The sequence below is a fragment of the Halioglobus maricola genome (assembly GCF_009388985.1).
GTDB lineage: Bacteria > Pseudomonadota > Gammaproteobacteria > Pseudomonadales > Halieaceae > Halioglobus > Halioglobus maricola.
Map to the genome: position 1 here is coordinate 1,031,800 of NZ_CP036422.1, position 12,888 is coordinate 1,044,687.

A 12,888-nucleotide genomic window follows, 5' to 3' on the forward strand; every position below is an offset into this window, starting at 1 on the left:
ACCGTTTGTGGCTATTTCGTGGCCAATCTGGGCCTTTTATGGCATAGTTCGCGGCCCTGTGATCGATTTCTCCCATAGATGAAAGTCATTCTCATAAATCGTAAGCACGGCGGCTCCCGCTCGATTGAGTTGGGGCGCTGGTCGCGTGCATTGCTCTCCCTCTGCTGCCTGGGCTTGCCCTTGGGTATGGTGGGCGTGGGCTATATGCTGGGCCAGGATTCCGAGGCGAATACCATGCGCGAGGTAGCGCTGGATCGCTTGCAGGACGAATTGGAGCAGCAAGAGAAAGATCTTGTTGCCTTGCAGGCCCAGGCCGAGCGCAAGATGGCCGCCATGACCCGCAATGTGTCGGAAATGCAGGCCCGAATGACCCGCCTTGATGCCCTAGGGCAGCACCTGACGGCCATGGCCGACCTCGAGGAAGGCGAGTTTGATTTCAGTCAGCCCCCCGCTGTGGGTGGCCCACTTGGTGGCGAATTCAGCGTTGAGTACAACACTTCCGACTTGATGGCAGAGCTGGGCTTGTTCCAGGCCCGGGTAGAAGACCGGGAACAGCAGTTGGAGATTCTTGAGACACTGCTGAGCAATCGCAAGCTTGACGAGCAATCATGGCTGTCCGGGCGGCCTATCGAAAAGGGCTGGATATCTTCCTACTACGGTAAGCGTAATGACCCCTTCACCGGGAAGCCGAGCTTCCACCACGGCGTCGATTTTGCCGGCAAAGAGGGGTCTAACGTTATTGCTGTGGCGTCCGGGGTCGTTACCTGGACAGGCTCCAAGAGCGGTTATGGCGAAACCATAGAAATTTCCCATGGCGATGGCTTTGTCACTCGCTATGCTCACAACAAAGAGAGCCTGGTGTCGCCGGGAGATGTTGTGCGCAAAGGTCAGGCCATTGGCCTGATGGGTTCCACCGGTCGCAGCACCGGTGCCCATGTTCACTACGAAGTCTACAAACACGGCCGCTCGGTCGACCCCTCAAGTTACATACGACGAACACGTCGCTGACGCGTATAATCCCTTCTTTTTGATCCCGCCCGCCCCTATAGCTAGAGGCCTGGTGGTTTTTTTCGTATTCAAGACAAGATGAAGAGCCATGATTAGCAAACCCCTGAAGATGATTTTCGGCACCCGCAACGATCGGGAGCTGAAGCGCTACGGCAAAGTGGTCAAGAAAATTAACGCCCTGGCAGAAGACACCGCTGCACTCAGCGACGAGCAACTGCAGGCGAAGACTGATGAATTCAAGAGCCGCCTGACGGCTGGCGAAACTCTCGATCAGATTCTGCCAGAGGCTTTCGCGGTCGCCCGCGAGGCGGGTGAAAGGGTGCTGGGCATGCGCCATTTCGACGTCCAGCTGATTGGCGGTATGGCTCTGCATGAAGGCAAGATTGCCGAGATGCGCACCGGTGAGGGTAAAACACTGGTGGCCACGCTGCCCGCCTATCTCAATGCGCTTGCTGGCAGCGTACACCTGATCACCGTCAACGATTATCTGGCAGCGCGCGACGCCGCCTGGATGGGGCCGCTCTACGAGTTCCTGGGTGTGAAGGTGGGTGTAGTTCGCTCCGGCCAGTTGCCAGAGCAGAAGACGGCAGCCTATAACGCTGACATTATTTACGGTACCAACAACGAGTTTGGCTTCGATTACCTGCGCGACAACATGGCGTTTACCATGGGCGACAAGATGCAGGGTAACCTGGCGTTTGCCATTGTCGATGAGGTGGACTCGATTCTGATCGATGAGGCGCGGACTCCGCTGGTGATCTCCGGCGCGTCCGAGGACAGCTCCGAGCTGTACAAGCGCATCAATAAGCTGATTCCGTCTCTCACCCCCGACCTTGAAGGTCAGGATGGTCATTTCACAGTCGACGAGAAGGCGCGGCAAGTCGAACTGACCGAGGAGGGCCATGTCTACATTGAGGGTCTGTTGATCACTGAAGGTCTGTTGGAAGAGGGGGACAGCCTCTACGCAGCTACCAACCTCAACCTTTTGCATCATGTGTATTCTGGCCTGCGCGCGCACGCCATGTTCCAGCGGGATGTAGAGTACATCGTGCAAGACGGACAGGTTGTGTTGATCGACGAGCACACAGGCCGCACCATGGCTGGCCGCCGTCTCTCGGAAGGCTTGCACCAGGCGATTGAAGCCAAGGAAGGGGTTGCGATCCAGAGCGAGAGCCAGACGCTCGCGTCTACCACATTCCAGAACTATTTCCGTCTCTACGACAAGCTTGCCGGTATGACCGGTACAGCCGATACCGAGGCTTTCGAATTCCGTCAGATTTACGGTCTCGAAGTACTGGTTATACCCACCAACAAGAAGCAGGAACGCAAGGACCTCAACGATGTGGTCTACCTCAGCAGCGAAGAAAAATTCGATGCGATAGTGGCGGATGTCAAAGACTGTATGGAGGCTGGTGCGCCGGTTCTCGTGGGTACCGCTTCAGTAGAAACGTCAGAGGAATTGTCGACTCGATTCCGCAATGCAAAGATCAAGCACAAGGTTCTCAACGCAAAATACCACGAGCAGGAAGCCGAGATTATCGCCCAGGCGGGACGCCCAGGCGTGGTCACCATCGCCACCAATATGGCTGGCCGGGGAACTGATATTGTTCTTGGCGGCAACATGGATGCGGAACTCGCAGCAGCCGGAGACATTTCGGACGATCGTAAAGCCGAGCTTAAGGAAGACTGGGAGCAGCGCCATAAGCAGGTGCTTGAGGCTGGCGGTTTGCACATTCTGGGTACCGAGCGCCACGAATCCCGGCGTATCGACAACCAGTTGCGCGGTCGCGCCGGTCGTCAGGGCGACCCCGGTGTATCCCGGTTCTACCTGTCTCTGGAAGACAACCTGATGCGAATCTTCGCTTCCGACAGGGTGAAGAACTTCATGCAAGCCCTGGGGATGGAGAAGGGCGAGGCGATTGAACATCGCATGGTGACCAACGCGATTGAAAAAGCACAGCGCAAAGTGGAAGGCCGCAACTTCGATATTCGTAAGCAACTGCTGGAATATGATGATGTCGCCAATGACCAGCGTCAGATCATCTACGAACAGCGCAATGACCTGCTCGGAGAAGCTGACATTTCCGAAACTATCACCGCGATTCGCGCGGATGTGGTCAACGAGGCAATCGACAGCTTTATTCCGCCAATGAGCGTCGAGGAGCAGTGGGATGTTCCGGCGCTGGAGAAGCAGCTCGAAGCTGAGTTCGCCATTCCCCTGCCAGTGCAGGAATGGTTGGATTCTGACGACAAGTTGCATGAGGAAGCTCTGCGCGAGCGCATTGTTGATGAAGTTCAGAAATCCTACGAGGCCAAGTGTGAGGCTGTGGGCCCGGACATGCGCAAGATCGAGAAGCAGATCATGCTGCAGGTGTTGGATACCCTGTGGAAAGAGCACCTTGCCACCATGGATCATTTGCGCCAGGGCATTCATCTGCGCGCCTATGCACAGAAGAACCCAAAGCAGGAATACAAGCGCGAGTCTTTTGAGCTGTTTGAAGAACTGCTCAGTAGTCTGAAGATGGAAGTCGTGAAGTTTCTCAGCCATGTGCAGATTCAGCGCCAGGACGAAGCGGCACTCATAGAGCAGCAGCGTAGAGAAGCGGCCGAGCGCGAAAAGCTGGCATTCCAGCATGCTGAAGCCTCAGCGATGCCAGAGCAGCAGGCCGAGCAAGCGCCGGAAGAAGTGGCGCCGCCCACCACATTTACCCGCGAAGCGCCGAAGGTTGGCCGCAATGATCCATGCCCCTGTGGCAGCGGGAAAAAGTACAAGCAGTGCCACGGCAAGCTCTGAGGGTATAACGATGGCTGTAGGTAACGATCAGCTGCCAGAGCTGCTGCCTGTTCCGGGGCTGCGCCTGAGTACGGTGTCGGCGGGGATTAAAACGCCGGGGCGTAAAGACCTGGTGTTGATGGAACTCACAGCGGGCTCACACTGTGTGGGTGTGTTCACCCAGAACGCTTTCTGTGCGGCGCCAGTCACGGTAGCAAAGGCGCACCTGCAGGCCAGTGCTTCCCAGCCCGGCTATCTTCTTACCAATACAGGCAACGCTAACGCGGGAACCGGTGAGTCGGGCATAGCCGACGCCCGCGATTGCTGCGCCTTCGTCGCTACTGCAGTCGATGTGAACGCATCGCAGGTGCTGCCGTTTTCAACCGGCGTCATCGGTGAGCCACTGCCTGTCGACAAAATTAAAGCGGCTGTTCCCGCTGCTGTAACAAACCTTACCGAAGATGGCTGGGCCGCTGCCGCTGAGGGCATCCTCACGACAGATACGCGGCCTAAAGGACTATCTGTTAGCTTTAACTGTGAGGGCAGGGATTACGTGGTCACCGGCATTGCCAAGGGAGCGGGCATGATCCGCCCCAATATGGCGACGATGCTGGGTTACATTGCCACCGACGCCGCAGTGGCGCCCGGCTTGCTCCAGCAGCTTCTGGCTGACGCAACGAAAATTTCATTCAATCGCGTCTCTGTTGATGGTGATACCTCGACCAATGATGCCTGCGTGTTGGTGGCGACCGGGAAAGCGGGGAACGCGCTGGAATCCGATGCCAGCTCTCCTCTGGCGCTGGCGCTGCGCGACGCGGTGCAGGAGGTTTGTGTCGTTCTGGCTCAGGCGCTGGTGCGCGATGGAGAGGGCGCCAGCAAGTTTGTCACGGTGGCCGTAGAGAGTGGTGCCAGCGAGGAGGAGTGCCTGGATGTGGCGTTTACTATTGCCCATTCTCCACTGGTTAAGACCGCACTGTTTGCATCCGACCCCAACTGGGGGCGGTTGCTCGCCGCAATCGGTCGTGCAGGCGTGCCTGACCTCGACGTCGACCGCGTTGGGTTGTATCTCAACGGGGTGTTGATCGCCGAAAATGGATGTCGCGCTGCCAGCTACACTGAGGAACAGGGCGTAACCGCGATGGCGGAGGAAGAGATCGTGATCCGGGTTAGTCTGAATCGCGGAGACGCCGCTGCGAGCGTGTGGACCAGCGATTTTTCCTATGACTATGTCCGGATTAACGCCGAGTATAGGACCTGAATGAGCGAGGTGCATGTGGCGGTCGGCGTCATTCTCGATGCGCAGAAAAACGTTCTCCTGACGCGGCGAGCTGCCGACGCACATCAGGGCAGCCTGTGGGAGTTCCCTGGTGGAAAAGTTGAGGTCGGCGAGTCTGTTCCGCAGGCGCTGGCGCGGGAACTGCGCGAGGAACTTGGCATCGATGTTACTGCTTTTCAGCCACTGCTGGAAATTCGCCACGACTACGGTGACAAGGCCGTACTGCTCGATGTTTATATTGTTTCAGGCTTTGCCGGCGAGCCTCGCGGCCTGGAGCTTCAGCCCATGGTTTGGGTGGCGGCTGCGGAACTGGTGAATTATGAGTTTCCAGCGGCCAATGTCCCGATCGTTGAGGCGGTGCAGGCCTACCTGGCCTAGAGGTTTTACCTGCTAGCTGAACTGGGTATCGATTCTGCCAAGAATTTCTTCGTGTAACGCCTTGACCGCGTCGTCGAGTTCTTCAAGCGAACCCGAGTTGTCGATCACAAAATCAGCCTTCGCGAGGCGATCTTCGCGCGCCATTTGTGCAGCCATAATGCGTTTGACCTGAGCTTCGTCATTGTCATCTCTGCTGATGGTGCGTGAAAGTTGCAGCGCTTCCGGAACATCCACGACCACGATGAAATCAGTGAGATCTTTCTGGCTGGACTCCAGCAGGAGAGGAGAGGCCAGAATCGCATAAGCAGAGGAAGCCGCGTCTAGTTGCTCGCGGATTTCCCGACCGATCAAGGGGTGCGTGAGTTGTTCGAGCCACAGCCGTTCAGCCTCATCGGCAAAGACAATTTTGCGCAGTGCTGCCCGGTCAAGATGGCCGTCTTCCAACAGGATTGAGATGCCATGCCGTTCGGCAATCGCTGTGAGTGCAGCGCTGCCCGGCTCGACCACGACTCTGGCAGCAAGGTCGGCATCAACCACGGTGATTCCGAGCTGTTCAAAGCGAGTGGTGACCGCAGATTTGCCGCTGCCGATACCGCCGGTGATGCCGACGATCATTGCGGCGGGATGCCAAAAAAATTGCTGTTGAGTGTGTCGCCTATGACCAGTGCCAACCAGCCTGCCGCCGCCAGATAGGGACCGAAGGGAATAGGTACCTCACGGCCACGATTGCGGGCAATGATCAAAGCTATGCCGACGATCGCGCCGACAACAGATGATAGCAGGATGATCAGCGGCAGCATTTGCCAGCCGAGCCAGGCACCGAGAGCGGCGAGCAGTTTGAAGTCGCCATAGCCCATGCCCTCCTTGCCGGTCAAAAGCTTGAATATCCAGAATACGCTCCACAGGCAGAGATAGCCGCCCATCGCACCGATCACAGCGTCCTGAATCGAAACGAATGTCCCGAACAGGTTGAACAGCAGGCCAAGCCACATCAGTGGCAGGGTTATATCATCCGGTAGTAGCTGGTGGTCGATGTCTATCATGGTCAGTGCGATCAGCGACCAGGTGAGTAGCATAGCTCCCAGTAGTGCGGGGGAAAGGGGCAAGAACCACGCAAGAGCGAGTGTCATCAGCCCGGTAACTAATTCAACGATGGGGTAGCGCGGTGAAATACTTACGCCACAATTGGCACAACGTCCACGTAGCAGGAGATAGCTGAGAACCGGTATATTTTGCCAGGGCTTGATGGCCGATTGGCAGGCAGGGCAATGAGAATTCGGCGTGGCCAGTGTGAGTTTGGGTTCTTCCTTCTCCTGCTCTACTTCTAAAAGCTCACAGCAATCCCGGCGCCAGCGCGATTCCATCATGATGGGTAATCGGTGTATGACAACATTGAGAAAGCTGCCAACGATCAGCCCCAGCGCCATCAGAACGGTGTAAAGAAACCCCGGGTGCAGGGCGAAGACTTCAGACATAGTGGCGCTGTTCCCGGAGCCGAATTGCGATTGAGTGGAGTGGCTTTAGATCACCGTACCCAGCATGAAGATGGGCAGATACATAGCGACCAGAAGTCCGCCCACCAGTACACCCAGTATTGACATGATCATGGGTTCCAGTAGTGCACTGAGGTTGTCGACGGCGTTATCTACAGCTTCCTCATAGTGATCGGCTACCTTGTCGAGCATTTCGTCCAGAGAACCCGACTCCTCGCCGATGGACACCATCTGCAAGAGCAGATTGGGGAACAGGCCAGTGGTCTTGATCGACGCATAAAGCGTGGTACCTGTGGTCACATCGTCCTTGATCTGGCGAATGGCCTTGGCATAGATGGCATTACCTGCGGCACCTGCGGTAGATTCCAGTGCATCTACCAGCGGAACACCGGCGGCGAAGGTTGTCGACAATGTTCGCGCAAAGCGGGCGATGATCGCATCGTGAACAATGCCACCAATAATGGGCATCTTGAGCATTACCTTGTCGAGGAACTCAGCAAATTTCACCGATCGGAATTTGGCTTCCCTGAAGCCGAAGAATGCTGCGATTGATATGAGGAGGAAGATAAACCACCACTCTTGTACAACCTCGGAAATATTGAGCACAAAGAGGGTGAATGCCGGCAGATCGGATCCGAATCCACGGAAGGTTTCTGCGAAAGTCGGCACAACTTTCACCAGCAGCACCACGGTGACGATAACTGCGACAGCGATTACCGCCAGCGGGTAAGTCATCGCCTTTTTGATTTTGCGCTTTAGGGCCTCGCTTTTTTCCTTGTACGTTGCAACCCTGGCCAGCATGACCTCCAGGGTGCCGGATTCTTCACCGGAAGCGACCAGGCTGCAATAGAGGTCGTCGAAGTGGCGGGGGTATTTTTCCAGTGCAGGCGCCAGGCCGGAGCCTGAGGCCACATCGTTCTTGATGGCGTTGATCATGTCGCGCATGGTCTCTTTCTCGGAGCCGTCGGCCACGATCTCGAAGCTCTGCACGAGGGGCACACCTGCTTTCATCATTGTTGCCAGCTGGCGGGTAAAGGTGGCAATGTCCTCGGGCTTGATCGGTTTGCCCTTGCCGCCAAACAGAGGTTTGGGTTTTTTCTTAACCGATTTTGGCACGACACCCTGGCGGCGCAACTGCGCCTTGGCCATCGCCTGGCTGGACGCATTGATCTCGCCCTTGGTGGTGCGGCCGTTTTTATCGGTGCCTGCCCAAATATATAAATCGTTTCCAGTTGCTGTTGCCATGTGGTAACGCCTCTTCCCCTAGTCTTGTTATTAATCCACCGTGATCCGGTTGGCTTCTTCCAGGCTGATAAAGCCTTGCGCTACCTTGCGCAGGGCTGACACGCGAAGAGTATTAAACCCTTCCTCGCTGGCCTGGTCCTGGATTTGAAGTGAATTCCCTTCTTCCATGATGATCCGCGCGATCGCAGGAGTGATTCTTACGACCTCGTATACGCCGACACGGCCTTTGTAGCCGTCCTGGCAAATGCTACAGCCCACCGCTTTCTTGATGGTGGCTCCCGACAACATTGCGTCGGTAAAACCCTGTTTGATCAGTACATCATGAGGTACGTCATCGGCGGGTTCTGCGCACTCCTTGCACAGCCGGCGCGCCAGTCGCTGGGCAATAATCAGATCGACAGATGTCGCGACGTTAAACGCCGGCACGCCCATGTTCAACATACGGGTGACGGTCTCGGCCGCGCTATTGGTGTGCAACGTGGAGAGTACCAGGTGACCCGTCTGGGCTGCCTTAATGGCTATCTCCGCCGTTTCCAGATCGCGAATCTCACCTACCATGATGATGTCCGGATCCTGACGCAGGAAAGAACGCAATGCCTCGGCGAAATTAAGGCCAACTTTGGGGTTTACATGAACCTGGTTGATACCCTCGAGGTTGATCTCCACGGGATCTTCCGCGGTGGAAATATTGCGCTCTGCGGTGTTCAGAATATTGAGGCCGGTATACAGCGATACGGTTTTACCCGAACCAGTGGGGCCTGTGACCAGAATCATGCCCTGAGGCTGATTCAAGGCCTTCAGATACATCTGTTTCTGTTCGTCCTCATAGCCAAGCGCATCAATACCCAACTGGGCGCTGGTGGGGTCGAGGATACGCAGTACGATCTTTTCACCGAACAGCGTCGGCAGGGTGTTAACACGGAAGTCGATGGCCCGATTGCGCGACAGTTTCATCTGGATGCGCCCGTCCTGGGGCACTCGCCGCTCGGAAATGTCCATCTGCGACATGACTTTGAGGCGCGCTGCGAGGCGGTGCGACAGGTTGCGTGGTGGCTTGACCATCTCGCGCAATACGCCGTCGGTGCGAAAACGCACTCTGTAGCTGTTCTCGTAGGGCTCGAAGTGAATATCCGAAGCGCCCTGTTTGATGGCGTCGATCAGAACCTTGTTGACGAAACGTACGATGGGGGTTTCATCGAGATCACTGCCTTCGTCGTCATCACTGCTCTCGCCGGTTGAGACGTCGATACCCTCAAGATCGGCGGAATCCAAATCGTCCAGGCCATCGGACAGGGAGTCCTGCATTTCGACCCAGCTAGAGATCATCTTGCTGAGGGTTTGCTCCTCCAGCAGGACCGCGTCGGTGTTGACCCCGGTGTGGAATTTGATTTCGTCCAGCGCGGCCAGGTTGGTCGGGTCGGAGACAGCAATGAACAGGCGGTTGCCGCGGCGATAAAGTGGCAGGGCGTGGTGTTTGGTGACGAGCTCGACATCTACCAGGCCAACCGGAATGTTGGCTGTGTCGAAGCACTCGGTGTCAAACTGTGGGACACCGAATTCCTGGGATGCCACCTCAGCGAGGCGGTGCCCATCTACATTTTGTTTTTCGACCAGGAATTGCACAAAGTGCATCTGTTCCATAGATGCACTGCGCTGGGCCTCTGCCGCTGCCTCGGCGGATATCATCCCCTCGGCGACAAGCCGGCCCGCAAGGCCACTCAGTTGCCCGATGGCTTTGTCGTTCATCTGCTCTGGATCCCTTTAGCAGGAGTGACTGTAGCTTCTTTATAAGCGCTGATTTCCCTTCAGTATAACCATGGGTTGAGGGACCTCCTAGCCTTGAGCGGGTATAAGTGGAGAATTTTGGAGTGAATATGACACTGTTCACAGACTGGGGAGACGCCAAGAGGGTTAGTGAGCAGCAGGAAGTGACAAAAATTGTCACAAAATGTCGACTGTTGTGATTTGGGCGTTTAGCTTGGGCCACCCTCTCCCGGAGTGGTGTCGGGCCTAAGTTTCTGTATTTATTGCGTAAATGAAAATTTTATTGGTATTTTGTCAGAATTGGCTCGTTTACTGCAGCACATTTATGGCACCTTGGAGTCCGTGAGCATTTTGCTGTGACTCACGGCGCTGTAACCATAATCTAGATTCTCGAATGGAGTAGGGAAACATGAACATTCAAAAGAAAGCTCAACAGGGTTTTACCTTGATCGAACTGATGATCGTCATCGCGATCATCGGTATTCTGGCTGCCATCGCGCTGCCTGCCTACCAGGATTACACTATCCGCGCCAAGATGTCTGAGCCTATGGCTTATATGTCCGAGCTGAAGACCAGTATCACTGAATATTACTCAGCGACTGGTCGTCTGCCAACCGATGACGCCCAAGCGGGTGTTGGCGATGCTCCCAGAACGGATATCACCGACACAGTATCTTACGATGCGACCAATGCCCCACTGATCTATGCGAACGTTGTGGGTTCAGTATTCCCTGACGGCAATGCGAGATACTTTGTACTTTCCGGTGTCACCGTTGGCGCTGAGCGTGAGATTCGCTGGACTTGCAAGCCTTTTGCTGCCACTCCTCCTGGTGGCGCAGCGAGCAATGACTTCCAAAGCGACACTAACTGGCTGCCAGCTACCTGCCGTGGCTAATTAGCCGTCTGGTACTGAAAAGCCCGGCATTAGCCGGGCTTTTTTGTATCTGCATCAAAAAACTGTGGCATCATCCGCTATCAGCCTCACCGTTTGCCCGATCTGAATTTGAGTCGATATATCCGTTCGCTTCCTTACGCAGCGCTCTTTGCGATGCTCCTGCTCGGCCTTGGGATCTATTGCCATGGCAGCGGGGACTATTGGTTGTACGATGACCACCCGAATCTGGTCAACAATCCCGACCTGCAGTTAGATGGCAGCGAGTTGGATGATTGGCGCACAGCAGCGCTCAGTTCAGGTTCAGGGCCGCTCCGCCGTCCAGTCGCGATGATCAGCTTCGCTGCGAACGCAGTCGTCAGCGGAGAGCTTGACGCCCCGATTCTTAAAATGACCAATGTTGTGATACACGCATTGGCTGTGCTTGCGCTGTGGGGCTTCTTCTCTACTCTGTTGCGTTACTTCCGAAGCTCCGGAAACAGGGAGTGGGCGCCATGGTTGGCCCTTGCTGCCGCCGTCGCCTGGGGTTTACACCCTCTGCATGTCTCAACCGTTCTCTACCCGGTGCAGCGGATGGCACAGCTCTCTGCGCTGTTTGTGATCACGGGTCTCTGGTTGTTTGCCTATTACCGCAATCGCTGGTCAGAATCCGGGGGCACTCCAGGCGAAGTGATAGCAGCCGCGCTGTGGCTTGGGCTGATTACAGCTTGTGCCGTGCTATCAAAAGAAAATGGCATTCTGTTACTTTGGATGATGGCTGCGCTCGAATTTGCTGTCTATCGCGGCCGGTGGCGGGGGCACGATCTTCCCTGGTTGCGCAGGTGCGCAGCGACGGCAGTAGTGGTTCCTGCGCTGGTACTTTTAGCGGTTTTTGCTGTGGCCCCGGATTGGCTTGTGTCTCGCTACAGCATGCGCGAGTTTGACCTGTATGAACGAGTGCAGACGCAATTGCGCCTCCTGTGGATCTATCTGAGATGGTTGCTGCTCCCTGATATTACTCAGTACGGACTTCATCACGATGCCATTACCTGGTCTCGCACACTGTTCAATCCGGTGACGACGGTATTGGCGTTGCTGGCCTGGGTTGGCATGCTTCTCACAGCCCTGTGGAAGCGACGCGAGCATCCGCTGTTTTTACTGGCGGTCTTGTTTTATCTGGTGGGTCACAGCATGGAGTCTTCTGTTTGGCCTTTGCTGATGGTTTTCGAGCACCGCAACTATCTGCCGGGCATTGGCGTATATCTGGCGTTGATGATTGGCCTCGTTGGAGCATTGCAAAGGAGTCAAGCAAAGCATCCTGTGCTCCCCATATTGTTTCTTCCGCTTGTTCTGCTCGCGATGCTTGCGCTGCGAGTGAACACGTGGTCTTCCCAGGATGGCCTGGGTGAAGCTGGGGTTCGACATCATCCTGATTCATCGCTCTCGCATTATGTCTATGCCAATGACCAGTTACGCGATGCTGAATCGGGCGCGGCATACGCTGAGCATGTCGAGGCTGTGACGCTCGCACGCTATCACTTCGAGCAGGCTTCGCGGCTGGATCCACGCGACCTCGGTGCGCTGGTAACACTGCATCAGTTGGATTCCACGTATTTTTCCGGCTTGGCGAATAGAACCGACTGGCTGGCAAAAATAGAGCAGATCCTGATCGCAGCGCCACTCAGTAAAAAAGACGCTGCGGCATTGGAGAACCTTATGTCGTGTCTTGGCGACGACGGTTGCGCAGGGGGTGAGGTGGCCTATCGGAGGGTTTCCGATCTACTCGCTTCGCGCTTTCCACGATGGAGTCAGCGCTACGTGCTGGAGCATGTTTACGCGACCAAGTCGCAGGTGTCGGCTGTGGACCGTATTCCGATCTTGCAGGCAGGTTTGGCGCAGCACCCCGGGCATGTGACGCTGCTCCACAAAGCGCTTGCAGACGCTGTGGAAATCGGTGATATGGGTCTGGTTTATGATCTTGCTCTGCAGTTGTACCAGGCCGACCCTATGCGTTACCAGCTGTCGCGTATGACGACGCTATTTCCTGCCACTGTGCGTTTAGAGCATCGGGGGAACTGAG

Annotated in this window: 10 protein-coding genes; 6 read left to right on the plus strand and 4 right to left on the minus strand. The window is 55.9% G+C overall.

The window, feature by feature from the left end; genetic code table 11:
* Nucleotides 1–78: 78 nt before the first annotated feature.
* From EY643_RS04655 to mutT, 4 genes are all read left to right on the plus strand, one after another.
* Nucleotides 79–1,008, plus strand: coding sequence for a M23 family metallopeptidase (locus tag EY643_RS04655; protein WP_152661095.1), 930 nt, complete (start codon nt 79–81; stop codon nt 1,006–1,008).
* 88 nt (nt 1,009–1,096) lie between these two features.
* On the plus strand, nt 1,097–3,802 hold the full coding sequence (gene secA, locus EY643_RS04660) for a preprotein translocase subunit SecA (protein ID WP_152661096.1): 2,706 nt from the start codon (nt 1,097–1,099) through the stop codon (nt 3,800–3,802).
* A gap of 10 nt (nt 3,803–3,812) precedes the next feature.
* Entirely contained in the window at nt 3,813–5,039 is a 1,227-nt protein-coding gene (argJ, locus tag EY643_RS04665) for a bifunctional glutamate N-acetyltransferase/amino-acid acetyltransferase ArgJ (protein ID WP_152661097.1), read from the plus strand.
* Nucleotides 5,040–5,435 (plus strand): 8-oxo-dGTP diphosphatase MutT, encoded by a 396-nt coding sequence (gene mutT, locus EY643_RS04670; protein WP_152661098.1) that lies wholly within the window; start codon nt 5,040–5,042, stop codon nt 5,433–5,435. It begins immediately after the preceding gene.
* Nucleotides 5,436–5,447: 12 nt separating this feature from the next.
* Here mutT and coaE read toward each other — a convergent pair whose 3' ends face one another.
* The 4 genes from coaE to pilB are packed head-to-tail and all read right to left on the minus strand — an operon-like array spanning nt 5,448 to nt 9,919.
* A complete protein-coding gene (coaE, locus tag EY643_RS04675; protein ID WP_152661099.1) occupies nt 5,448–6,050 on the minus strand; it encodes a dephospho-CoA kinase in 603 nt (200 codons plus the stop codon).
* Nucleotides 6,047–6,910, minus strand: coding sequence for a prepilin peptidase (locus tag EY643_RS04680; protein ID WP_152661100.1), 864 nt, complete (start codon nt 6,908–6,910; stop codon nt 6,047–6,049). Before EY643_RS04680 ends, coaE begins: the two co-directional genes overlap by 4 nt.
* 45 nt (nt 6,911–6,955) lie before the next feature.
* A complete protein-coding gene (locus tag EY643_RS04685) occupies nt 6,956–8,173 on the minus strand; it encodes a type II secretion system F family protein (protein WP_152661101.1) in 1,218 nt (405 codons plus the stop codon).
* Between the two features lie 30 nt (nt 8,174–8,203).
* Complete coding sequence (gene pilB / locus EY643_RS04690; protein ID WP_152661102.1) at nt 8,204–9,919, minus strand: type IV-A pilus assembly ATPase PilB; 1,716 nt, start codon at nt 9,917–9,919, stop codon at nt 8,204–8,206.
* Between the two features lie 427 nt (nt 9,920–10,346).
* On the opposite strand from pilB, the gene EY643_RS04695 reads away from it, so the two are divergent.
* Together EY643_RS04695 and EY643_RS04700 are read left to right on the plus strand one after the other, a co-directional pair.
* The gene (locus EY643_RS04695) at nt 10,347–10,832 is read left to right on the plus strand and encodes a pilin (protein WP_152661103.1); all 486 of its coding nucleotides are present in this window, start codon (nt 10,347–10,349) and stop codon (nt 10,830–10,832) included.
* A gap of 108 nt (nt 10,833–10,940) precedes the next feature.
* Nucleotides 10,941–12,887, plus strand: a complete 1,947-nt coding sequence (locus tag EY643_RS04700) for a hypothetical protein (RefSeq protein ID WP_152661104.1) — start codon at nt 10,941–10,943, stop codon at nt 12,885–12,887.
* Nucleotide 12,888 lies beyond the last annotated feature (1 nt).

What these genes read in the sequence shown, in the direction of transcription:
- EY643_RS04655 (WP_152661095.1), top strand. Translation starts at nt 79, where the DNA reads ATGAAAGTCATTCTCATAAATCGTAAGCACGGCGGCTCCCGCTCGATT.
- secA (WP_152661096.1), top strand. Translation starts at nt 1,097, where the DNA reads ATGATTAGCAAACCCCTGAAGATGATTTTCGGCACCCGCAACGATCGG.
- argJ (WP_152661097.1), top strand. Translation starts at nt 3,813, where the DNA reads ATGGCTGTAGGTAACGATCAGCTGCCAGAGCTGCTGCCTGTTCCGGGG.
- mutT (WP_152661098.1), top strand. Translation starts at nt 5,040, where the DNA reads ATGAGCGAGGTGCATGTGGCGGTCGGCGTCATTCTCGATGCGCAGAAA.
- coaE (WP_152661099.1), bottom strand. Translation starts at nt 6,050, where the DNA reads ATGATCGTCGGCATCACCGGCGGTATCGGCAGCGGCAAATCTGCGGTC.
- EY643_RS04680 (WP_152661100.1), bottom strand. Translation starts at nt 6,910, where the DNA reads ATGTCTGAAGTCTTCGCCCTGCACCCGGGGTTTCTTTACACCGTTCTG.
- EY643_RS04685 (WP_152661101.1), bottom strand. Translation starts at nt 8,173, where the DNA reads ATGGCAACAGCAACTGGAAACGATTTATATATTTGGGCAGGCACCGAT.
- pilB (WP_152661102.1), bottom strand. Translation starts at nt 9,919, where the DNA reads ATGAACGACAAAGCCATCGGGCAACTGAGTGGCCTTGCGGGCCGGCTT.
- EY643_RS04695 (WP_152661103.1), top strand. Translation starts at nt 10,347, where the DNA reads ATGAACATTCAAAAGAAAGCTCAACAGGGTTTTACCTTGATCGAACTG.